This window comes from Hydrogenophaga sp. ANAO-22 (assembly GCF_042466645.1).
GTDB lineage: Bacteria > Pseudomonadota > Gammaproteobacteria > Burkholderiales > Burkholderiaceae_C > Hydrogenophaga.
In genome coordinates this window covers 5,801,515-5,822,863 of the sequence record NZ_CP159956.1, presented here as the reverse complement: position 1 = coordinate 5,822,863, position 21,349 = coordinate 5,801,515, and the positions used below count along the sequence as shown (strand labels likewise).

Annotated in this window: 19 protein-coding genes; 10 read left to right on the top strand and 9 right to left on the bottom strand. The window is 67.4% G+C overall.

The annotated features are described in order from the left end of the window. Positions 1-31 precede the first annotated feature (31 nt). Positions 32-976 carry a YgfZ/GcvT domain-containing protein gene (locus ABSY19_RS28280; RefSeq protein ID WP_382157868.1) on the top strand — a complete coding sequence of 315 codons (945 nt, stop codon included), beginning with the start codon at positions 32-34 and terminating at the stop codon, positions 974-976. Between the two features lie 19 nt (positions 977-995). Further along, a complete protein-coding gene (locus tag ABSY19_RS28275; protein ID WP_382157866.1) occupies positions 996-1,853 on the top strand; it encodes an NRDE family protein in 858 nt (285 codons plus the stop codon). Positions 1,854-1,866: 13 nt separating this feature from the next. Here the strand turns inward: ABSY19_RS28275 and ABSY19_RS28270 are convergent, their stop codons facing one another. Both ABSY19_RS28270 and ABSY19_RS28265 read right to left on the bottom strand, forming a co-directional pair. Next, on the bottom strand, positions 1,867-2,730 hold the full coding sequence (locus tag ABSY19_RS28270; protein ID WP_382157864.1) for a YbgC/FadM family acyl-CoA thioesterase: 864 nt from the start codon (positions 2,728-2,730) through the stop codon (positions 1,867-1,869). 1 nt (position 2,731) lies between these two features. Next, positions 2,732-3,715, bottom strand: a complete 984-nt coding sequence (locus tag ABSY19_RS28265; protein WP_382157862.1) for an alpha/beta hydrolase — start codon at positions 3,713-3,715, stop codon at positions 2,732-2,734. A 103-nt stretch (positions 3,716-3,818) separates the two neighbouring features. Between ABSY19_RS28265 and ABSY19_RS28260 the strand changes: the two genes are divergently transcribed. Further along, positions 3,819-4,955, top strand: coding sequence for an iron-containing alcohol dehydrogenase (locus tag ABSY19_RS28260; RefSeq protein ID WP_382157860.1), 1,137 nt, complete (start codon positions 3,819-3,821; stop codon positions 4,953-4,955). On the opposite strand, the gene ABSY19_RS28255 is transcribed toward ABSY19_RS28260, so the two are convergent. Then, positions 4,925-5,683 (bottom strand): Crp/Fnr family transcriptional regulator, encoded by a 759-nt coding sequence (locus ABSY19_RS28255; RefSeq protein WP_382157858.1) that lies wholly within the window; start codon positions 5,681-5,683, stop codon positions 4,925-4,927. The two genes, ABSY19_RS28260 and ABSY19_RS28255, sit on opposite strands and share 31 nt — an antisense overlap. 126 nt (positions 5,684-5,809) lie before the next feature. After that, complete coding sequence (locus ABSY19_RS28250; RefSeq protein ID WP_382157856.1) at positions 5,810-6,514, bottom strand: Crp/Fnr family transcriptional regulator; 705 nt, start codon at positions 6,512-6,514, stop codon at positions 5,810-5,812. Positions 6,515-6,642: 128 nt separating this feature from the next. Between ABSY19_RS28250 and ABSY19_RS28245 the strand changes: the two genes are divergently transcribed. The 7 genes from ABSY19_RS28245 to ABSY19_RS28215 all read left to right on the top strand — a co-directional run bounded on the left by ABSY19_RS28245 (position 6,643) and on the right by ABSY19_RS28215 (position 14,978). Further along, positions 6,643-8,589: an AMP-dependent synthetase/ligase gene (locus ABSY19_RS28245; protein ID WP_382157854.1), complete on the top strand. Its 1,947-nt coding sequence runs from the start codon at positions 6,643-6,645 to the stop codon at positions 8,587-8,589. Positions 8,590-8,606: 17 nt separating this feature from the next. Beyond that, the gene (locus ABSY19_RS28240) at positions 8,607-9,404 is read left to right on the top strand and encodes an ABC transporter ATP-binding protein (RefSeq protein WP_382153996.1); all 798 of its coding nucleotides are present in this window, start codon (positions 8,607-8,609) and stop codon (positions 9,402-9,404) included. 14 nt (positions 9,405-9,418) lie between these two features. Next, complete coding sequence (locus tag ABSY19_RS28235) at positions 9,419-10,348, top strand: branched-chain amino acid ABC transporter permease (protein ID WP_382157852.1); 930 nt, start codon at positions 9,419-9,421, stop codon at positions 10,346-10,348. A 36-nt stretch (positions 10,349-10,384) separates the two neighbouring features. After that, on the top strand, positions 10,385-11,449 hold the full coding sequence (locus ABSY19_RS28230) for a branched-chain amino acid ABC transporter permease (RefSeq protein WP_382157850.1): 1,065 nt from the start codon (positions 10,385-10,387) through the stop codon (positions 11,447-11,449). 112 nt (positions 11,450-11,561) lie between these two features. Continuing rightward, entirely contained in the window at positions 11,562-12,839 is a 1,278-nt protein-coding gene (locus ABSY19_RS28225; RefSeq protein WP_382163978.1) for an ABC transporter substrate-binding protein, read from the top strand. 22 nt (positions 12,840-12,861) lie between these two features. Then, on the top strand, positions 12,862-13,713 hold the full coding sequence (locus ABSY19_RS28220) for an ABC transporter ATP-binding protein (RefSeq protein ID WP_382157848.1): 852 nt from the start codon (positions 12,862-12,864) through the stop codon (positions 13,711-13,713). An 11-nt stretch (positions 13,714-13,724) separates the two neighbouring features. Continuing rightward, the gene (locus tag ABSY19_RS28215) at positions 13,725-14,978 is read left to right on the top strand and encodes a phenylacetate--CoA ligase family protein (protein WP_382157847.1); all 1,254 of its coding nucleotides are present in this window, start codon (positions 13,725-13,727) and stop codon (positions 14,976-14,978) included. Between the two features lie 2 nt (positions 14,979-14,980). Here ABSY19_RS28215 and ABSY19_RS28210 read toward each other — a convergent pair whose 3' ends face one another. From ABSY19_RS28210 to ABSY19_RS28190, 5 genes are all read right to left on the bottom strand, one after another. Then, complete coding sequence (locus ABSY19_RS28210) at positions 14,981-15,949, bottom strand: rhodanese-related sulfurtransferase (protein WP_382157845.1); 969 nt, start codon at positions 15,947-15,949, stop codon at positions 14,981-14,983. Between the two features lie 19 nt (positions 15,950-15,968). Continuing rightward, entirely contained in the window at positions 15,969-17,063 is a 1,095-nt protein-coding gene (locus tag ABSY19_RS28205) for a patatin-like phospholipase family protein (protein WP_382157843.1), read from the bottom strand. Positions 17,064-17,103: 40 nt separating this feature from the next. After that, entirely contained in the window at positions 17,104-17,937 is an 834-nt protein-coding gene (locus ABSY19_RS28200) for an HDOD domain-containing protein (protein ID WP_382157841.1), read from the bottom strand. Between the two features lie 82 nt (positions 17,938-18,019). After that, entirely contained in the window at positions 18,020-18,847 is an 828-nt protein-coding gene (locus ABSY19_RS28195; protein WP_382157839.1) for an HDOD domain-containing protein, read from the bottom strand. A gap of 126 nt (positions 18,848-18,973) precedes the next feature. After that, positions 18,974-21,346, bottom strand: coding sequence for a Tex family protein (locus ABSY19_RS28190; RefSeq protein WP_382157837.1), 2,373 nt, complete (start codon positions 21,344-21,346; stop codon positions 18,974-18,976). Positions 21,347-21,349: the final 3 nt, after the last annotated feature.

Below are 21,349 nucleotides of genomic sequence, written 5' to 3'. Positions count from 1 at the left end.
GGGAACCGGGCCGGCCATGATAATCGACGCCATGAGCACCTCGACGATCCCCTCCAGCATCCCCGACGGCCTGGCCACAAGCGGCGTTGCCCCGCTGCCGCACCTGGGTGTGATCCGGGTGGAAGGCGAAGACGCCGCGAAGTTCCTGCAGGGTCAGCTCACGCAGGATTTCGCCATGCTCGGCCAGTCCGAGGCTCGCCTGGCCGCGTTCTGCTCGGCCAAGGGCCGCATGCAGGCCAGCTTCGTGGGCTTCAAGCGCGGCCCCGACGAGATCCTGCTGGTCTGCAGCCGCGACCTGCTGGCCCCCACGCTCAAGCGCCTGTCCATGTTCGTGCTGCGCGCCAAGGCCAGACTCAGCGACGCGAGCGAGGCCTACGCCCTCTTCGGCCTCGTGGGCAGCGCCGTGCCGCCGGCCCTGCCGCCCACCTTGTGGAGCCAGTGGCGCGATGGCGAAGCCAGCGTGGTGCGCCTGTACCCGGCCGAAGGCCTGGCGAGAGCCCTGTGGGTTGCGCCCGTGCAAACCGAAGCGCCGGCGGGGGACGCCATGGCCGAGCCGCTGTGGCAATGGCTGGACGTTCGCAGCGGCGTGGCCACCTTGAGCCAGCCGGTGTTCGAGGCCTTTGTGCCGCAGATGCTGAACTACGAATCGGTCGGCGGCGTGAACTTCAAGAAGGGCTGCTACCCCGGCCAGGAGGTGGTGGCCCGCAGCCAGTTCCGCGGCACGCTCAAGCGCCGCGCCTATCTGGTGCATGGCCAGACACCCATGGCGGCCGGCCAGGATGTGTTCCATGACGGCGACGCCGAACAACCCTGCGGCACCGTGGTGCAGGCGGCGGCCCATCCTTCGGGTGGTTTCGATGCCATCGTCTCGCTGCAGACCAGCGCGGCCGCGCAAGGCAGCCTGCACATCGGCGGCGCGCAGGGCCCGGTGCTGCAACTGCTGCCCCTGCCCTACCCCTTGCTGGACGACATCTGAGCAACGCGGCGGGTGCGCCATGTGTCTGATCGCCTTTGCCCTGCACGCCGACCCGGGCTGTCCCCTGCTCATCGCGGCCAACCGCGACGAGTTCCTGGACCGGCCGACCGAAGCCCTGCACCGCTGGACCCTCGCCGACGGCACCGAGATCGTGGCCGGGCGCGACCTGCGCGACGGCGGCACCTGGCTCGGTTTGAGCCCTCGTGGCCGGGTCGCCATGCTCACCAATGTGCGGCAGACGCAGGCCGGCCCGGGCCCGCGCAGCCGGGGTGAGCTGGTCACGCGCTGGCTGCAGGGCCAGGGCGACGACCACGACGTGGACCAACTCGCCACCACGATCGATCCTGGCGCCTACGGCGGCTTCAATCTGGTGGTGGGCGACTTCCACCGCCACCGTTGGACCTGGCTGAGCAACCGCCATCCCGATGCACCGCACGAGGCGCGCTCGCCCGGGCTGTACCGCAAGGCGCTGGAGGCTGGCGTCTATGGCCTGTCCAACGCCAGCCTGGACACGCCCTGGCCCAAGACCCAGCGCCTCAAGCGGGCCGTGGCCGATGCGCTGGTGGGCCTGCACCAGCGCTCCGCCTCGGACGACTGGCTGCAGCCGCTGGCGCGCACGCTCACCGACCGCGCGCAGGCCGAAGTGCGCGAACTGCCGCACACCGGTGTGCCCGACGACATGGAGCGCGCGCTCTCCAGCCCCTTCGTGCACATGCCCGACCGCGCCTACGGCACCCGCAGCAGCCTGGTGGTGAGCGCGCGGCCCGGCGCCGACCAGGGCTGGGAGGTGCGCATGGACGAGTGGACGCACGACCACGCGGCACTGGGCGGCCCGTTCGAGGCCGTGCCCCACCGGCGCGAAACGCTGGTGTGGTGAAAGCCTGCCCGGATCAGAGTTTCGCGACCATTTCCTGGTGCGGGATGCCGGCCTCTTCGAAGGCCTCACCCCGGCGGTCGAAGCCCAGCCGGGTGTAAAAGCCCTCGGCGCTGCGCTGTGCGTGCAGCATCACTTCGGTGTCGCCGCGCTCGCGGGCCGCGCCCATCAATGCGTGCAGCACGTCCCGCCCCAACCGCCCGCCCCGCAACGAACGCTCTACCGCCATGCGGCCGATGCGCGCCACGCCCGGTTCGTGCGGCAGCATGCGTCCCGTGGCCACCGCGCGGCCCAGGCGGTTGTAGGCCACGGCGTGCAGCGCGACCGCATCGGCTTCGTCCCATTCGAGTTCCTTGGGGATGCGCTGCTCCTCCACGAACACCGCCGTGCGCAGGCGCTGTGCGTCGGTGCCGAGTTCGCTCCAGGGTCCCACGCGCACCGAGCTCATGGGCTCGCCGGCCTCGTAGCCGTTGAGGGCCTCGCGCAGCGCGGGCGGCACCGGGCGGGACTTCTGCGTGGCGGGGTCGGCGAACACGTAGATCAGCTCGCCGCTGATCAGGTGCTCGTCACCGCGAAAGATCGCGCCGGTGAAGCTGAGCGACGAGGTGCCGATGCGGCTGCACTTCATGGCCACGTCGATCTGGTCGTCCACCCGCGCCGAGGCATGGAACTCCACGGTGGCTTTCACCACGTACAGATCGCCTTCGAGCTGCTCCATCGTCTCGTGGTACGGCAGGGCCAGCGCGCGCCAGTAATCGGTGATGGCGGTGTCGAAGTACATCAGGTAGTGCGCGTTGAACACGATTTTCTGCATGTCCACCTCGGCCCAGCGCACGCGCAGGCGGTGGAAGAAGCGGAAGTCGGATCGGGTCAAGCTCATCTCAAGCGGCTCCAAAAGCGTTGCGCAGCGCCAGGGCCGCGTGTTGGTGGGCGGTCCTGGCCTGGGGAATGGCTCGACCGAAGTTGATGAAGCCGTGGACCACGCCGGCGTAGATCTCCAGGTCCACCGCCACGCCGGCATGGCGCAGGCGGTCGGCGTACATCACGCCCTCGTCGGTGAGGGCGTCGCATTCGGCCAGGCCGATCCAGGCCGGCGCCACGTCGTCCAGATCGCGCGGGTGACCGCTTTCGTCGACCCCGTCCAGCGGGGCAAAGCGCCAGTCGTCCCGGTCGGCCGCGTCGCGCAGGTAATGGCCGAAGAAATAGCGGATGTCCGCTTCCTCGAGCAGGAAGCCTTGGGCGAAGGTCTTGTGGCTGGCCGTGTCCTGGTGGCCCGCACAACCGGGGTAGAACAGGCATTGCAAGGCCAGCGGCCAGCCCGCGTCGCGCGCGGCGATCGCCGTCACCGCCGCCAGCGTGCCGCCTGCGCTGTCGCCGCCCACCGCGATGCGGGTGCCATCCAGCCCGAGTGCGTTGGCGTGTTCACGCAGCCAGGCCAGGCTGTCCCAGGCATCGTGCACCGCGGTCGGAAATTTCGCCTCGGGCGCGAGCCGGTAGTCCACCGAGAGCACGGCACAGCCCGCGAGATGGGCGAGTTGGCGACACAGCGGCCCGTGGGTGGTGACACTGCCCACCGTGAAGCCTCCGCCGTGAAAGTACAACAGCACCGGCAGCGGGCTCCCTGACTCGGGCGCGAAGAGGCGCGCCGGCAGGTCGGCACCATCGCGCGCCGGGATGCGCAGGTCTTCCACGCGGGCCATGGGGTGCGAGGGCACCTCCAGCACGCCGGCACCGGCCTCGTAGGCCGCCTTGGCCTGTTCCGGCGGCAGCGCGTGCAGCGGCGGGTGCCCGGCGCGGGCGATGCGGTCGAGCACGCCACGCATCATGGGCGTGAGCAGGTCGCGGGGATCGGGTGCATTCGACATGGCATGCGATTGTGGCTGTCTTTTGCGCGACCCGTGCAGGCCCAGCGCCATAGGCAAGGCCCCGGGTCAACCGTATAGTTTTCCTCGCACCACGGAGACCCACATGGCCCAAATTCTTTACGTCACCAACGTCCTGATCGATTTCGGCGCCCTCGCGCAATTGAAAGCGGAGTGCGAGCGCGTCGGCATCACCCGCCCGCTCATCGTCACCGACGCGGGCGTGAAGGCCGCGGGCCTGCTCGACAAGGCCCTGGCCGCCCTGCCTGGCCTGCAGCCGGCGGTGTTCGACCAGACGCCATCCAACCCCACCGAAGCGGCCGTGCGCGCCGCCGTCAAGGTGTACCGCCAGGCGGGCTGCGACGGCCTGATCGCGCTCGGCGGCGGCAGCGCCATCGATTGCGCCAAGGGCGTGGCCATCGCGTCCACGCACGAAGGCCCGCTCAAGACCTACGCCACCATCGAAGGCGGCTCACCGAAGATCACCGACCGCGTGCCCGCCCTGATCGCCGTGCCCACCACCGCCGGCACCGGCAGCGAAGTGGCGCGCGGCGCCATCGTGATCGTGGACGACGGCCGCAAGCTCGGTTTCCACAGCTGGCACCTGGTGCCCAGGACCGCCCTGCTCGACCCCGAACTCACGCTGGGCCTGCCGCCCATGCTCACCGCCGCCACCGGCATGGACGCCATCGCCCACTGCATGGAAACCTTCATGGCCCCCGCCTTCAACCCGCCGGCCGATGGCATCGGCCTCGACGGCCTGCAGCGCGGCTGGGCGCACATCGAGCGCGCCACCAAGGAGGGCCAGGACCGAGAGGCCCGCCTGAACATGATGAGCGCGTCCATGCAGGGCGCGATGGCGTTCCAGAAGGGGCTGGGCTGTGTGCATTCGCTCAGCCACAGCCTGGGCGGCGTGAACCCGCGCCTGCACCACGGCACGCTCAACGCGGTGTTCCTGCCCGCCGTCATCCGTTTCAACGCCGAAGCCGAGTCGATGAAGAAGGACCACCGCCTGCAACGCATGGCTCACGCCATGGGCCTCGCCAGCGGCAGCGACGTGCCCGAGGCCGTCAAGGACATGAGCGCTCGCCTGGGCCTGCCCAGTGGCCTGGCGGCCATGGGCGTCACGCCCGACCTGTTCGACCGCGTGATCGAAGGCGCTCTGGCCGACCACTGCCACAAGACCAACCCGCGCCTGGCCAGCGCGGACGACTACCGCGCCATGCTCGCCGATTCGCTCTGAGGCCCGCGCGGCACCGAGTCCCGCTGCGCGGCGATCTCGCCCAGGCGCTGTGCGTCGATCACCCGCACCCCGCCATAGCCCAGCTCGACCGCGCCTTTCGCCACCAATTGCTGCAGGGCCGCGTTGATGCGCTGGCGCGGGATGCCGATCAGGTACGACAGCTCCTGCTGCGTGATCTGGAAGAACGGATCGACCGCCGGATACAGCACCGGGTTGAACAGCGCGAGCAGGCTGCGCGCCACCCGGATCTCGGGATTGCGCAGGCGGTCGGTCACGCGCGCCGCCATGAACTGGCCCAAGCGCTCGTTGATCTGCGCCATGAGGTACTGGTTGAACTCCAGCGACCCTTCCAGCAAGCGATGAAACGCCCCCACCGGCAGGCAGCCCACCGTGCTGGCGCGAATGGCCGATACCGTGTACCGGTAAGGCTCCAGCTTGATCACCGTGCCCTCGCCGAACCACCCGCTGGTGGGCAGGCCGGCGTAGGTGATGGCCAGGCCGTCGCGTCGGTCGTTGCCGAGCTTGAGCAGTCCCTTGAGCGTGCCGTACCAGTGCGTGGGAAGGCTGCCGAACTGGCAAAGATGCTCCTGCGCGCGCAATTGCAGAACCTGGATCTCCGCGCTCACCCAGTGCCGGTCTTCCGGTGCGAGCCGCTGCAGCCAGTGGATCTGGGCCAGCTCTTCGGGAGAGGCGGACCGGCGTCGGGGCGGAGAAACGGGGGCGGGCATGTCGAGTGGGTGGACATCGAAAGGTGAAGAAGCCCTCCACGGTAGGTCAGCCTCGGGTGGTTTTTTGTCCGCCCAATCACAATTCTCGGGTCTTCCCTAGGTGGATGTCGGCGCGGTGGCGCGGGCTCAGTGCTCCACGGTCAGGTCAACGAGCTTTTGCGCGTCCAGGACGCGCAGCGTGCGGTACTCCGCCCGGAGCACCCCCCGGTCCTCCAGCCGCGCAAGCGCCCGGTTGACACGCTGGCGCGAGATGCCGATCAGGTTGGAGAGGTCCTGCTGCGTGATCGACAGCACGTTGCCGGCGGAGGGAAACAGCACCGGATTGCGGAGCCAGAGCAGGCTGCAGGCCAAACGCTGCTCGTCGTCGGCCATGCGTTCGATTTCCCGGGCCGCGATGAATTGCGCCAGGCGCTCATTGAGTTGCCCCATGGCATGGCGGTTGAAGGCAATCGAACGCCGCGCCAGCAGGTGGAAGTCGGCCGCGGCCAGGCTGGCCACCACGCTTTTGCGCAGGGCCTGCACGCTGAACATGAACGCGTGGCCTTTGAGCAAAGTGCCTTCGCCGAACCAGCCGCCCGCTGGGATGCCGCTGAACATGAGGTGATCCTCATCGCCATGCGGGTGCTCCACCCGCAGCATGCCTTCGAGCACGCCCCTCCAGTGGGTGGATGGATCGCCCGCCCGCACCACGAAGCGACCGGCCTCCCATTCGCGCACCCGCAGGCGGGGCACCACCCACGCGCGGTCCTCGCCCGAGAGCACGGCCACCCAGGGAATGCGGTCGAGTTCGCGCCCCGTGGCCGGCCGTTCGTTTTCTGCTTCTGCACACATCCGGGCAATGGTAAATCGCGCGAGGCATTAGGTGACTTCCCTAGGAATGGTGTGTCACGGACAAACTGGGCGAGAGACCCTCCCTAGCATCGGCCCTGCTCAAAACGACCCCTTGAAGGAACCGATCGATGGGAAACACCTTTCCGCTGATGCTGCTGCACCATGCGCTTGAGCGCGGCGATGCGCCGGCCATGCGCGAGAAGGAATACGGCATCTGGCAAACCACGACCTGGGCCGAACTGGCCCGACTCGTGGAGCACATCGCCTGCGGCCTGTATTGCGCGGGCCTGCGGCGGGGTGAGCACCTGGCGCTGGTCAGTGGCAACCGCCCTTTCCTCTACGCCACCATGCTGGCGGCGCAGTCGCTGGGCGCCATCCCGGTGCCGCTGTACCAGGACGCGGTGGCCGCCGAATGCGTCTTCCCGATCAACAACGCCGAGGTGCGCTTCTGCGTGGTGGAAGACCAGGAGCAGGTCGACAAGATGCTGGAGATCCGCGAGCGCTGCCCGCAGCTCAGCCACATCTACTACGACGACCCGCGCGGCCTGCGCAACTACGACCACCCTGGCCTTGTGCCGCTGGCCTCGCTCATCAAGATCGGCCGAGCCTTTGCCCACAGCCACACCCAGTTCTTCCGCACCGAGATCGGCAAGACCCATGCCCACGACGTGGCCGCCATGTTCTTCACCAGCGGCACCACCGGCAACCCCAAGGGCGTGGTGCACACGCACCACACGCTGCTCAACCGGGCGCGGGCGGGCGCCCTCTTCGACAGCCTGAGCGACCACGAGGAAGTTCTTGCCTACCTGCCTCCCGCCTGGATCGGCCAGAACATCTTCAGCTACGCGCAGTGGCTGGCCTGTGGCTACGTGGTGAACTGCCCGGAGTCGGCCTCCACGGTCACGATCGACCTCAAGGAAGTCGGCCCGACCTACTACTTCGCGCCACCGCGCATCTTCGAAGGCCTGCTCACCAGCGTGATGATCCGCATGGAAGACGCCGGCGCGATCAAGCGCGGCATGTTCCACCGCTTCATGGCGCTGGCCCGCCGCGTGGGCCCGGACCGCATGGACGGCAAACCCATCGGCCTGATCGACTCGATCAAGTACCGCCTGGGCGACTGGCTGGTCTACGGCCCGCTGCGCAACAACCTGGGCATGAGCCGCGTGCGCGTGGCCTACACCGCGGGCGAAGCCATCGGGCCCGACCTCTTCAGCTTCTACCGCTCCATCGGCATCAACATGAAGCAGCTCTACGGCTCCACCGAAACGGCCGTGTTCGTCTGCCTGCAGCCCGACCACGAGGCCCGCGCCGACACCGTGGGCGTGCCCTGCGAGGGTGTGGAGATCAAGCTCTCCGAGACCGGCGAGATCCTGGTCAAGTCCCCCGGCCTGCTCAAGGGCTACTACAAGAACGAGGCCGCCACGGCCGAGGTGCTCACCGCCGACGGCTGGTACCACACCAGCGACGCGGGCTTCATCGACGCCTCGGGGCACCTGAAGATCATCGACCGCGTCAAGGACGTGGGGCGGCTGAAGGGCGGCGCGCACGACGGCGCCATGTTCGCGCCCAAGTACGTGGAGAACAAGCTCAAGTTCTTCTCCCACATCAAGGAGGCCGTGGCCTACGGCGACCAGCGCGAGCGGGTCTGCGTGATGGTCAACATCGACTTCGAGGCGGTGGGCAACTGGGCCGAGCGGCGCAACCTGCCCTACGCGGGCTACACCGACCTGGCGCAGAAGCCCGAGGTGTACGAACTCATCCGCGAGTGCGTGGAGAAGGTCAACGCCGACCTCAGCCGAGACGAGCTGCTCGCGGGCAGCCAGATCAGCCGCTTCCTGGTGCTGCACAAGGAGCTGGACGCCGACGACGGCGAGCTCACCCGCACCAACAAGGTGCGCCGCGGCTTCATCGCCGAGAAGTACGGCGTGCTGGTCGAGGCGCTGTACGGCGGCAAGGCCGAGCAGTACATCCAGACGCAGGTGAAGTTCGAGGACGGGCGCACCGGCTCGGTCAGCGCCACGCTCAAGCTGAGCGACGCGAAGACCTTCACCCCCGTCAAGGCCGCAGCCTGATTGAGCCAGACCCCAACATGACACAGAAGAAGATCGGCGACGTCGTCCTCAACGTCCAGAACATCAGCCTGCGCTTTGGCGGCGTCAAGGCGCTGACCGACATCAGCTTTGACGTGCGCGAGCACGAGGTGCGCGCCATCATCGGGCCCAACGGCGCGGGCAAGAGCTCCATGCTCAACTGCATCAACGGGGTGTACCAGCCCCAGGAGGGCTCGATCAGCTTCCGCGGCCGCACCTTCAGGCACATGAACAGCCGCCAGGTGGCCGAGATGGGCATCGCGCGCACCTTCCAGAACCTGGCCCTCTTCAAGGGCATGAGCGTGATCGACAACCTCATGACCGGGCGCAACCTGCGCATCAGGAGCGGGCTGCTCGCGCAGGCCTTCCGCAACCCCTTCGGCATCGGCGGCGCTCAGAAGGAAGAAGAAGCGCACCGCGAGTTCGTCGAACACATCATCGACTTCCTGGAGATCCAGGCCCACCGCAAGACGCCGGTGGGGCAGCTGCCCTACGGGCTGCAGAAGCGCGTGGACCTGGGCCGAGCGCTGGCCATGGAGCCGCAGGTGCTGCTGCTGGACGAGCCGATGGCGGGCATGAACCTGGAGGAGAAGCAGGACATGAGCCGCTTCATCCTGGACGTGAACGACGAGTTCGGCACCACCATCGTGCTGATCGAGCACGACATGGGCGTGGTGATGGACATCTCCGACCGCGTGGTGGTGCTGGACTACGGCAAGAAGATCGGCGACGGCACCCCCGAAGAGGTCCGCCGCAACGAGGAGGTCATCAGCGCCTACCTCGGCACGAGTCACTGAACGAGAACGACACCATGGCATTTTTTCTTGAGACTCTCTTCGGCGGCCTGATGGTGGGCATGCTGTATTCGCTGGTCGCGCTGGGCTTCGTGCTGATCTTCAAGGCCTCCGGCGTCTTCAACTTCGCCCAGGGCGCCATGGTGCTCTTCGCCGCCCTGGCCATGGCCCGCTTCTCCGAGTGGATCCCCCTGTGGCTGGGCATCGAGAGCAAGTGGCTGGGCAATCTGTTGGCCTTGGCCACCGTCGTGCTGCTGATGGTGGTCGTGGCGCAGCTCATCGAGATGGGCGTCTTGCGCCATCTCGTCAACCAGGACGGCATCACCTTGCTGATGGCCACGCTCGGCATCAGCTACTTCCTGGATGGCCTGGCCCAGCTGGTGTTCGGCAGCAGCACCTACAAGATCGATGTCGGCATGCCCAAGGATCCGATCATCGTGCTCGAGAGCACCTTCCAGGGCGGGCTGTTGCTGAGCCTGGAAGACCTGTATGCCGCCGCCATTGCCGCCATGCTGGTGGCCTTGCTCACGCTGTTCTTCCAGAAGACGGGCACCGGCCGGGCGCTGCGCGCCGTGGCCGACGACCACCAGGCCGCGCAGTCCATCGGCATTCCGCTCAACCGCATCTGGGTCATCGTCTGGTCGGTGGGCGGCCTCGTGGCGCTGGTGGCCGGGATCATCTGGGGCTCCAAGCTCGGTGTGCAGTACTCCATCTCGCTGGTGGCGCTCAAGGCCTTGCCGGTGGTGATCCTGGGCGGCCTCACCTCCGTGCCCGGCGCCATCGTGGGCGGCTTGATCATCGGCGTGGGCGAGAAGCTCTCGGAGATCTACATCGGCCCCATGGTGGGTGGCGGGATCGAGAACTGGTTCGCCTACGTGCTGGCACTGCTCTTCCTGCTGGTCCGCCCGCAGGGCCTCTTCGGCGACAAGATCATCGATCGCGTCTGACCCCCTCCTCCCGACACACGCACAAGGACACGCACCATGTTTTACCGGGAGAACGGTCAGCTCAAGACCTCCTACCGCGCCGATCAGCAGATCTTCACGGTGGCACAGGACCGGCTCGCCATCGGTCTGCTCGCCGTGCTCGCTTTCGTGGCCATCCCCCTGCTGGCCAGCGACTACGCCTTCCGCGCCGTGCTCATCCCCTTCCTGATCCTCTCGCTCGCGGCCTTGGGCGTGAACATCCTGGTCGGTTACTGCGGCCAGATCTCGCTGGGTACGGGGGCCTTCATGGCGGTGGGGGCCTATGCGGCGTACAACCTCCAGGTCCGCATCGAAGGCCTGCCCCTGTTGCTCGCGCTGATCGGCGGTGGGCTGTGCGCCATGGCCCTGGGCATCGTGTTCGGCATCCCCAGCCTTCGCATCCGTGGCCTGTACCTGGCCGTGGCCACGCTGGCGGCCCAGTTCTTCGTGGACTGGTTCGTCAACCGCGCGGCCTGGGTCACCAACCACTCGACATCGGGACTGGTGAGCATCCGGTCCCTCGATTTTCTCGGCATGGCGCTGGACACGCCCGCCCGCAAGTACCTGCTCTGCCTCACGTTGCTGGTGGTGCTCGGCCTGATGGCCAAGAACCTGGTGCGCAGCGCCAAGGGCCGCGAGTGGATGGCGATCCGCGACATGGACGTGGCCGCCGCCGTCATCGGCATCCGGCCGGTGAGCGCCAAGCTCAGCGCGTTCGCGGTCAGCAGCTTCATCGTCGGTGTGGCCGGCGCGCTCTGGGGATTCGTCCATCTGGGGGCCTGGGAACCCGCGGCTTTCGGCATCGACAAGTCGTTCCAGTTGCTCTTCATGGTGATCATCGGCGGCCTGGGCTCCATCGTCGGCGCCCCCATGGGCGCAGCCTTCATCGTCCTGCTGCCGCTGGTCCTCAACCATGTGCCCCATTGGCTGGGATTGCCGATTTCCACCGGCACCGCCGCCTTCCTGGAACACATGATTTTTGGCGCGCTGATTGTCGTTTTCCTCATCGCCGAACCCCATGGGCTGGCCCGCCTGTGGTCGACCGCGCGCCAGAAGCTGCGGCTGTGGCCCTTTCCTCATTGACCGCGCGACACCCTCGCCTTCTTCCTTTCCCCAACCCCTTGAACCTCTCAGGAGACCCGCCATGAAGACCCACAGCCCTTCTTCGTTCGCCCGCGTCGCCGCCCTGGCGGCCATGAGCCTGACGTCCTTCTTGCCGCTCGCGGCAAGCGCACAGGCGTCCGAACAGTTCATCCCATTGCTCGTCTACCGCACCGGCCAGTTCGCGCCGCTCGGCATCCCATGGGCCGACGGCAAGCAGGACTACCTCAAGCTGATCAACGCCCGCGATGGGGGTGTCAACGGCGTGAAACTCGTGTTCGAGGAGTGCGAAACCGCCTACGACGCGGCCAAAGGCGTGGAGTGCTACGACCGCTTGAAAGCCAAGGGCTCCGGCGCTTCCGGCTTCGACCCTCAGTCCACCGGCATCACCTTCGCCGTCACGGACAAGGCCCTCACCGACAAGGTCGCCATCCAGACCATGGGCTACGGGCTTTCGCAATCGGTGGACGGCACGGTGTTCGAGTGGAACTTCCCGTTGCTGGGCACCTACTGGACGGCCACCGACATCATCCTGCAGGACATCGCCCGCAAGGAAAAGGGCAACCTCAAAGGCAAGAAGATCGCCCTGGTCTACCACGACTCGCCCTATGGCAAGGAGCCGATCCCGCTGCTGCAGAAGCTGGCCGCCCAGGATGGCTTCGACCTCTCCCTCTTCCCCGTCACGCCGCCCGGCGTCGAACAGAAGTCCGCCTGGCTGCAGATCCGCCAGCAGCGTCCCGACTACGTTCTGTTCTGGAGCGCGGGGGTCATGACGCCGGCCGGCATCCGCGAGGCCCAGGCCAGCGGGTTCCCACGCGACAAGTTGTATGGCGTCTGGTGGGCGGGCTCCGACCACGATGTCAAGGACATCGGCGAAGGCGCCAAGGGCTACAACGCCGTCACCATCCACAACAGCGCGGCACGGGACAAGGTCCACGATGAGCTCAAGAAACTCGTCTACGACAAGGGCATGGGCACCGCGAAGGACGATGGTGAGGTGGGCGTGATGGCGCACACGCGCGGCATGATGATCGCGATGCTTCAGGTCGAGGCCATCCGCGCCGCCCAGGAGAAGTTCGGCAAGGGCAAGACCATGACACCCGAGCAGGTGCGCTGGGGCTTTGAAAACCTGGACCTCACCGAGGCCAGGCTCAAGACGCTCGGCTTCGGCGAGATCATGCGGCCCGTCAAGACCTCTTGCAGCAACCACATGGGCGCCGCCTGGGGACGCATCGCCCAATGGGATGGCGCCAAGTGGGCCGTGAAATCCGACTGGTACGAAGCTCGCAAGGCCAATCTGGACCCCCTGGTGAAGGAGCACGCCGCCAAGTACGCCAGGGACAAGAACATCACGCCCCGCAGTTGCAACTGAACACCGCTTCAGCGACCAAAACATGCGCCCTTCCGACTCCACCCGCGCCGCGCCTCAGGCCATCGCATCCGTCGATGCGGTGGTGCTCAACGTCAACGGCATCGAGGTCATCTACAACCACGTCATCCTGGTGCTCAAGGGCGTCTCGCTGCAGGTGCCCCAGGGCCAGATCGCGGCCATCCTGGGCGGCAACGGCGCGGGCAAGACCACCACGCTGCGCGCCATCTCCAACCTGCTCAAGGGCGAGCGCGGCGAAGTCACCAAGGGCAGCATCGAACTGCGCGGCGAGCGCATCGAGAACCTCTCGCCGGCCGACCTCGTGCAGCGCGGCGTCGTGCAGGTCATGGAGGGGCGCCACTGCTTCGCCCACCTCACCATCGAGGAAAACCTCATGACCGGCTCCTACACCCGCAAGAGCAAGGCCGAGGTCGCGGCCAACCTGGAGAAGGTCTACACCTACTTCCCGCGCCTGAAGATCCGGCGCACCAGCCAGGCCGCCTACACCTCGGGCGGCGAGCAGCAGATGTGCGCCATCGGCCGCGCCCTCATGACCAACCCCAGCGTGATGCTGCTCGACGAACCCTCCATGGGCCTGGCGCCGCAGATCGTCGAAGAGGTGTTCGAGATCGTCAAGGACCTCAACCAGAAGGAGAAGGTCACCTTCCTGCTGGCCGAGCAGAACACCAACATGGCGCTGAAGTACGCCGACTACGGCTACATCATGGAGAGCGGGCGCATCGTGATGGACGGCGTGGCCAGCGAGCTGCGCAACAACGAGGACGTCAAGGAGTTCTACCTCGGCATGGGCGGGGGCGAACGCAAGTCCTTCAAGGACATCAAGAGCTACAAGCGGCGCAAGCGCTGGCTGGCGTAGGAGATACCACCATGAGCGAGCATTTCGATCACTTGGAGACCCGCTCGCAGGCCGAGCGGGAGGCCTATCTGATGAAGGCCTTGGCGCGGCAGGTCGAGCACGCCAGACGGCACACCACCGCCTATGCCGACATCCTCAAGGATGTCGACCCCGCGGCCATCAACACGCGCGAAGCGCTGGCGCAATTGCCCGTGACCCGAAAGCACGAACTGATCGCGCTGCAACGCCAAGGGCGCGAGTTGCATGGGGGCCCTTTTGGTGGCTTCTGCAGCATCGGCTACGGGCCCGGCATGTCCCGGGTCTTCGCCAGCCCGGGACCGATCTACGAACCGGAGGGCGAAGGCCGGGGCAGTTGGCGCGTCGCGCGCGCCATGCACGCCGCCGGTTTCCGGCGCGGCGACCTGATCCACAACGCCTTCAGCTACCACCTCACGCCCGCTGGCGCCATCATGGAGTCCAGCGCCATCAGCCTGGGCTGCACCGTGCTGCCCGCCGGCACCGGGCAGACGGAGCTGCAGGTGCAGACCATGGCCGATCTGGGACCGCAGGCGTACGTGGGCACCCCGAGCTTCCTGAAGATCGTTCTGGAGCGGGCCGCCGACATGGGCGTGCCCCTGTCTTCGCTCAAGCGCGCCCTTTTCAGTGGCGAGGCCTGCTCGCAGAGCCTGCGGGGCTGGTTCCAGGAACAGGGCATCTCGGCCTTCCAGGCCTACGCCACGGCCGATCTGGGCCTGATCGCCTACGAGACCCAGGCGCTGGAGGGCATGGTGCTGGACGAAAACCTGGTTCTGGAAATCGTGCGGCCCGGCACCGGCGAGCCGGTGGCCGTGGGTGAAATCGGCGAGGTGGTCGTCACCACCTTCAACCCCACCTACCCGTTGATCCGCTTTGCCACGGGCGACCTGTCGGCCTTCCTGCCCGGCCAATGCCCCACCGGCAGGACCAATCTGCGCATCGAGGGCTGGCTGGGCCGCGCGGATCAGACCACCAAGGTGCGGGGCATGTTCGTGCACCCGACCCAGGTGGCATCGATCTCCGAGCGCTTTTCGGAGATACGGCGTGCCAAGCTGGTCGTCAGCGGCGAAATGGGCACGGACCACATGCTCTTCCAGGTCGAGGTGTCGAGACCTTCCGAAGAACTCGAGCAGCGCATCCAGGAGGCGATCCGCGAAGTCACCAAGCTGCGGGCCGAGGTGGCGCTGCTGGTGCCCGGAGCGCTTCCCGAGGACGGCAAGACCATCGAAGACCTGAGGCGCCACCGCTAGGGTCAGGCATGCGGCTCGGGCTGGCCCTCCGCACCGCCGCCTTGCCCGTCCATGCGCGCCCCCACGTGCACCTCGCCGCGCGCTTCGGCCAGCTCCACCTGGCGCTGGCGCTCCGCGAGGCGGGCTTTCTCTTCCGGGCTGCGCTGGTCGTGGCAATGGGCACAGCTCACGCCCTTGACGTAGTGGGGTGAGGCCTTTTCCTCGGGGCTCAGTGGCCAGCGGCACGAACGGCAGAGCTCGTGCGGGCCGGGCGCCAGGCCGTGGCCCACGCTCACGCGCTCGTCGAACACGAAACAGTCGCCCTGCCAGGTGCTTTGCTCGGGCGGCACCTCTTCCAGGTACTTGAGGATGCCGCCTTCCAGGTGATAGACCTCGTCGAAGCCCCGCATCTTCATGAGCGCGGTCGACTTCTCGCAGCGGATCCCGCCGGTGCAGAACATCGCCACTTTGGGTTTCCTGCCCTCACCCTGCAAGGCCGGCTGGGCATCCAGCCAGGCCGGCAGTTCGGTGAAGGTCTTGATGTTCGGGTTGATCGCGCCCTGGAAGGTGCCGATGGCCACTTCGTAATCATTGCGCGTGTCGATCAGCACCACGTCCGGATCGGCCAGCAAGGCGTTCCAGTCCTGTGGTTTCACGTACTGGCCCACGGTCTGGTTCGGGTCCAGCCCGGGCACCCGCAGGGTGACGATCTCCTTCTTCAGCCGCACCTTCATGCGGTGGAACGGCGGGTGGTCGCTCCAGGAGGTCTTGTGCGGCAACTGAGCCAGGCGCGGGTCGGCGCGCAGGTGGGCAAGCACCGCCAGCACCCCCTCTTCCGGCCCCGCGATGGTGCCGTTGATGCCTTCGCGCGCCAGCAGCAACGTGCCCTTGACGCCGTGGGCCTCGCAGCAGGCCAGAAGGGGTTCACGCAGGTCGGCGTGGTCCGGCAGATCGACGAACTGGTACAGGGCGGCGGTGAGAAAGGCGGGCATGGGGGGATTATCCCGCGCCCTACAGCGGCTCGACGCGCGAGAGGTCGGGCTTCTCCAGCCAATGGGCGAACTCGTCGGCCAACTGGCGCGCGGCGCTGGTGGCGCCGTTCCAGGCCTTCATGCGCGCCGGCAGGTCCTGCCCGTAGCGGCTGAAGTCGTCCCGGTCGGGCAGCTTGCTGTTGGGCAACTGCTTGACCCACTCCGGGTCGGGCGCGATCACCAGCATGGTGTCCAGCGCCGGGCTGCTGCGGTGCCGGCCCTTCCAGGCCTTGTCGAGCCAGCCGGGCACCACGGCTTTCTGGAAGTGGGGGTACAGCACGAGGGGCGATGCCGTCGGCGGCTGGTATTGCAGGTGCAGGTGGTAGTCGGTGAGACCGCCGTCCCAGTAGGTGCCCGGTGGCGCGCCCGCGATGTTGCGCACCGGGCGCAGCATGAAGGGAATCGAGCAGCTCGCCTGCAACGCGTCCATGAAGTTGTCGGCGAACATCGGTACCTGCCGCGTGCGGTAGTCGAGCGTGGCGAAAGGCAGCGGGCTCACCCCGCCCGAGCCGGACGGCACGGACGAGAACACCACCCGCTCCAGCCAGGCGCCCAGCGCCTTGCGGTGCAGCGCATTGGCGGTGAAGGCACCAAGGTAACCCAGCGGCGTGCGCAGGTGGCCTTCGTGCCGCAGCAGCAGGCGCCCCCGCGAGGTGACGATGTGCAGGCGGTAGCGGGGGTTGTGAAGGGCTTCCTCCACCCGTCCGCCGTAGAACAGCTGAAGGTTTTCACCGAAGCGTTGGCTGATCTGGCTGGCCGTGGGGCGCTTTTGCCCGGCGGGCAGGTCGTAGTGCTGGGCGATGTAGTCCCGCTCCAGCCGTTCGAAGGCTTCCACGGGGTTGTCCAGGCAGGCCGTGGCCATGCGCCAGGCGCCGATGGACGCACCGACCAGGTGCACGGCCTGATCGCTGCGCGGCAGCCACTCGCCGAACAGGAAGCGATCGAGGGGGCCGAGGATCAGACCCTTGGGGCCGCCCGCCGCCGCGGGGATGATGCCGACGTCGTGGGGACGCAGGCCATGTTGTTCGATGTGCCGCCGGGCCGTGGGGCCGGCGTAGAGACGGAGCGCGGACATAGGGCTGCGATTGTCGCGCAGCCCCGGAGGTTCAAAAAGATCAGTTCGGTTCGGACGCCTCGGTGACTTCCGAATGGCGCGAAATCGACGGAATCTCTTCGGCCACCACGGTGTCGGGATCGATGCCGAGCACCAGCCCCACGGGATCCGGGTAGGTGTTGATCAGCAGCTCCGAGCGCATCTGCTGCTCTTCGGCGCGGGCGCGCCAGGAGCCGATGTGGATCACGCCGGCAATGGGCTCGTACACGTCGTTGTCGAACGGCGCGGTCTGGTGCAGGATCGCGTTGATCATACGCTTGGGGAAATGCCAGTCGCGGGCCAGCGCCGCGCCCACTTCGGCGTAGCTGTAGCCGAACAGGCCGCGCTCGGCCTTGGCGCGCTTGAGATCGAGCATGGGCACGCTGCGGTCGAGGTCGATCATCGCCTCGGGCATGCCCACGTGCATGACGAGTTCCCCGATGCCATGGATCAGGCCGGCCGTGAACGCGGTGTTCTCGTCCATCTTGATCGGCAGCGCGATGTAGCGCGAGAGGTTGGCCGTGTTGAGGCTGTAGCGCCAGAACTGGTTGAGGTTGACCCCACCCACGGTGTGGAAGCCTTCGCCCAGCGAGGCGGCAATCACCAGCGCGCGCACCTTGATGAGGCCCAGCACATTGATCGCGTCGCGCGCATTGCTCACCGAGCGGTGCAGCCCGAAGAAGGCGGAATTGGCGGTCTTGAGCAGCTTGGCGGTCAGCACCGGATCGTCTTCGATCAACGAGGCCGCCAGCATGGCGTCGACATCTTCCTTGTCGAAGGTCTCGATCAGCTTGCGCACGACCTTGGGCGCAGACGGAAGTGCATTCGGTTGCTTGAGGAGCTTTTCGAGTTGCATGATGACCTGCCTTTGCTGAGACTTGACTGCAAGAAAGTTGTCCCTTTGTCATCGTCGCAAAGGCGACGCACTTTAGAACTTTTCAGTCAATGAATGCGCTGAGGGCCTGGCTGAATGACCATTCCGTGGGATCCTTGCCCAGCACGCTGTCCAGGTCCAGGCCCAGCGTGAGGCCGATCATGTCGGGGAAGGTGGCCACCAGGCCGGCTTCGTCGAGCTGGATTTCCTCGGCACGGGCGCGCCAGGAGGCCAGGTGCAGCACGCCGCCGAGCGTGTCGTACACCTCGCCGTCGAACGGCGCGGTCTGGTGCTTGAGGGCGGAGACGATGGTGGTGGGGAACTGCCACTTTTCGGCCATGCCGGCGCCGACCTCGGCGTAGGTGTAGCCCAGCACCGAGCGCTCCACCTCGGCGCGGCGCAGGTCCAGCGGCGGCGTGCCCATGTCGATGGGGCCGATCACGTCGGGCATGGCGATGTGCATGATCAGGTCGCCGATGGCGTGCACCAGGCCGGCGGTGAAGGCATTGCCCTCGTTCTGGCGCAGCAAGCTGGAGAGCGAGCGCGAGATATCGGCCACCCGCAGGCTGTAGCGCCAGAACTGGACCATGTCCACGCCCGGCACGTTCTTGAAGCTTGAGCCCAGCGCCGCGGCCATCACCAGCGAGCGCACATGGGTCATGCCCAGCAGGGCCACGGCCTCTTCGGCGCTGCCGATCTGGCGGCTGACGCGGAAAAAGGCCGAGTTCGACAGGCGCAGCACGCGGGTGGTGAGCGCGGGATCGTGCGCCACCAGGCTGGCGACGCGTTTGGGGCTGGGGTCTTCCTTGTTCATCTCGGCCAGCAGGTCCGAGACGGTGCGCGACATCGCGGGCAAGGCGCGCGGGTAGTTCAGGAGGGCTTCGAGTTCCATGGGGTGGTGAAGGCCGTGCGTGCAGAAGGATTTCCGATTTCCCTCCTTATCGGCGATTCAACCGAAGACTTGAGGCCGGTGGGCCTCAAGTCTGTCGCCCCTGCCCGGCCGGGCCCCGGCGCGGGCTCAGGCGCCTTTTTTCAGCTTGGCGAAGGCCGAGGCCATGGCGGATGGCGCCGGTGGCGAGGCCGGGCCGCCGGAGCGACCGTGTCCGCGCGAGGCTTCGAAGCGGTTGTCGCGCGGCCCATCGCGCCGGGCCGGCGCGGCGTCGAGTTTCATGGACAGGCCGATGCGCTTGCGCGCCACGTCCACTTCCATCACCTTGACCTTGACGATGTCGCCGGTCTTGACGATCTCGCGCGCGTCGTTCACGAACTTGTGCGACAGCTGGCTCACATGCACCAGGCCGTCCTGGTGGACGCCAAGGTCCACGAAAGCGCCGAACTGGGCCACGTTGCTCACCGTGCCTTCGAGGACCATGCCCTCGCGCAGGTCGCTGATGTCGTCCACGCCTTCGTTGAAACGCGCCACCTGGAAGTCCGGGCGCGGGTCGCGGCCGGGCTTTTCCAGTTCGCCCAGGATGTCCTTGACCGTGATGACACCGAAGCGCTCGTTGGCGAACAGCTCGGGCCGCAGGGTCTTGAGCATGTCGGCGCGGCCCATCAGCTCACCCACGGGCTTGCCGGTCTTCTCCATGATCTGCTCGACCACGGCGTAGGTCTCCGGGTGCACGCCGGTCATGTCCAGCGGATTCTCGCCACCCCGGATGCGCAGGAAGCCCGCGCTCTGCTCGAAGGTCTTGGCGCCCAGGCCGGCCACGTCCATCAGCTGCTGGCGGCTCTTGAACGCGCCGTGCGTCTCGCGCCAGCGCACCACGGCCTTGGCCACGCTGCCCGAAAGGCCGGAGACGCGCGAGAGCAGCGGCACGCTGGCGGTGTTCAGGTCCACGCCCACGCCGTTCACGCAGTCTTCCACCACGGCGTCGAGGGTGCGCGCGAGCTCGCTCTGGTTCACGTCGTGCTGGTACTGGCCCACGCCGATGCTCTTGGGGTCGATCTTCACCAGCTCGGCCAGCGGGTCCTGCAGGCGGCGCGCGATGCTGGCCGCGCCGCGCAGGCTCACGTCCACGTCGGGCATTTCCTGCGAGGCGAATTCGCTCGCGGAATAGACCGAGGCGCCCGCCTCGCTGACCACGACCTTCTGCACACCGGTCAGGTTGGCCTTCTCCAGCAGCTTGATGAGGTCGGCGGCGAGCTTGTCGGTCTCGCGGCTGGCGGTGCCGTTGCCGATGGCGACCAGGTTCACGCCGTGCTTGCGGCCCAGCAGCGCCAGGGTGTGCAGCGCGCCGTCCCAGTCGCGCCGGGGTTCGTGCGGGTACACCGTGGCGGTGTCGACGAGTTTGCCGGTGGCGTCGACCACCGCCACCTTCACGCCGGTGCGGATGCCCGGGTCCAGGCCCATCACCACCTTGGGACCGGCCGGCGCGGCCAGCAGCAGGTCGCGCAGGTTGTCGGCGAAGACCTTGATCGCCACCGCCTCGGCGCTCTCGCGCAGGCGGGCGAACAGGTCGCGCTCGCTGGAGAGCGAGAGCTTGACGCGCCAGGTCCAGGCCACGCACTTGCGCAGCAGGTCGTCGGCGGCACGGCCCTTGTGGCTCCAGCCCAGGTGCAGGGCGATGCGGCCTTCGGCCAGCGAGACCACGGGCGCGGCCTTGCCGGTGGTGGCGGGCACCACCTCGGGCTCGGGCAGCACCAGCTTGGCGTCCAGGATCTCCAGCGCGCGGCCGCGGAACACGGCCAGCGCCCGGTGCGACGGCACGCGGGAGATCGGCTCGTCGTAATCGAAATAGTCGCGGAACTTCGCCACCTCGGGCGCGTTCTCGTCCTTGCCGTTCACCAGCGTGCTCTTGAGCAGGCCTTCGGTCCAAAGCCATTCGCGCAGGTTCTGCAGCAAGGTGGCGTCTTCGGCCCAGCGCTCGCTCAGGATGTCGCGCACACCGTCGAGCACGGCCGGCACGGTGGAGAAATCGGCGCCGGGCATGCCGTCGTCCAGCACCTCCGGCGGACGGGTGAACGCGGCGGCTTCGGCCGCCGGGTCCAGCGTGGGGTCGGCGAACAGCTTGTCGGCCAGCGGTTCGATGCCGAATTCGCGCGCGATCTGGCCCTTGGTGCGGCGCTTCTGCTTGAACGGCAGGTAGAGGTCTTCGAGTTCCTGTTTGGTCGGCGCGGCGGCGATGGCGGCGCGCAGCGCGTCGGTGAGCTTGCCCTGTTCGTCGATGCTCTTGAGCACCGAGGCACGGCGGTCCTCGAGTTCGCGCAGGTAGTCCAGGCGGTAGGACAGCTCGCGCAGCTGGATGTCGTCCAGGCCGCCCGTGGCTTCCTTGCGGTAGCGCGCGACGAAGGGCACCGTGGCTCCCCCATCCAGCAGCTCGACCGCTGCGAGCACTTGTCGTTCTTCAACCCTGATTTCTGTGGCGATCTGCCGGATGATCTGCTGCATGCA

What these genes read in the sequence shown, in the direction of transcription:
- ABSY19_RS28195 (WP_382157839.1), bottom strand. Translation starts at nt 18,847, where the DNA reads ATGGAACTCGAAGCCCTCCTGAACTACCCGCGCGCCTTGCCCGCGATG.
- ABSY19_RS28235 (WP_382157852.1), top strand. Translation starts at nt 9,419, where the DNA reads ATGGCATTTTTTCTTGAGACTCTCTTCGGCGGCCTGATGGTGGGCATG.
- ABSY19_RS28255 (WP_382157858.1), bottom strand. Translation starts at nt 5,683, where the DNA reads ATGCCCGCCCCCGTTTCTCCGCCCCGACGCCGGTCCGCCTCTCCCGAA.
- ABSY19_RS28240 (WP_382153996.1), top strand. Translation starts at nt 8,607, where the DNA reads ATGACACAGAAGAAGATCGGCGACGTCGTCCTCAACGTCCAGAACATC.
- ABSY19_RS28215 (WP_382157847.1), top strand. Translation starts at nt 13,725, where the DNA reads ATGAGCGAGCATTTCGATCACTTGGAGACCCGCTCGCAGGCCGAGCGG.
- ABSY19_RS28270 (WP_382157864.1), bottom strand. Translation starts at nt 2,730, where the DNA reads ATGAGCTTGACCCGATCCGACTTCCGCTTCTTCCACCGCCTGCGCGTG.
- ABSY19_RS28230 (WP_382157850.1), top strand. Translation starts at nt 10,385, where the DNA reads ATGTTTTACCGGGAGAACGGTCAGCTCAAGACCTCCTACCGCGCCGAT.
- ABSY19_RS28210 (WP_382157845.1), bottom strand. Translation starts at nt 15,949, where the DNA reads ATGCCCGCCTTTCTCACCGCCGCCCTGTACCAGTTCGTCGATCTGCCG.
- ABSY19_RS28275 (WP_382157866.1), top strand. Translation starts at nt 996, where the DNA reads ATGTGTCTGATCGCCTTTGCCCTGCACGCCGACCCGGGCTGTCCCCTG.
- ABSY19_RS28205 (WP_382157843.1), bottom strand. Translation starts at nt 17,063, where the DNA reads ATGTCCGCGCTCCGTCTCTACGCCGGCCCCACGGCCCGGCGGCACATC.
- ABSY19_RS28280 (WP_382157868.1), top strand. Translation starts at nt 32, where the DNA reads ATGAGCACCTCGACGATCCCCTCCAGCATCCCCGACGGCCTGGCCACA.
- ABSY19_RS28225 (WP_382163978.1), top strand. Translation starts at nt 11,562, where the DNA reads ATGAGCCTGACGTCCTTCTTGCCGCTCGCGGCAAGCGCACAGGCGTCC.
- ABSY19_RS28260 (WP_382157860.1), top strand. Translation starts at nt 3,819, where the DNA reads ATGGCCCAAATTCTTTACGTCACCAACGTCCTGATCGATTTCGGCGCC.
- ABSY19_RS28190 (WP_382157837.1), bottom strand. Translation starts at nt 21,346, where the DNA reads ATGCAGCAGATCATCCGGCAGATCGCCACAGAAATCAGGGTTGAAGAA.
- ABSY19_RS28250 (WP_382157856.1), bottom strand. Translation starts at nt 6,514, where the DNA reads ATGTGTGCAGAAGCAGAAAACGAACGGCCGGCCACGGGGCGCGAACTC.
- ABSY19_RS28200 (WP_382157841.1), bottom strand. Translation starts at nt 17,937, where the DNA reads ATGCAACTCGAAAAGCTCCTCAAGCAACCGAATGCACTTCCGTCTGCG.
- ABSY19_RS28220 (WP_382157848.1), top strand. Translation starts at nt 12,862, where the DNA reads ATGCGCCCTTCCGACTCCACCCGCGCCGCGCCTCAGGCCATCGCATCC.
- ABSY19_RS28265 (WP_382157862.1), bottom strand. Translation starts at nt 3,715, where the DNA reads ATGTCGAATGCACCCGATCCCCGCGACCTGCTCACGCCCATGATGCGT.
- ABSY19_RS28245 (WP_382157854.1), top strand. Translation starts at nt 6,643, where the DNA reads ATGGGAAACACCTTTCCGCTGATGCTGCTGCACCATGCGCTTGAGCGC.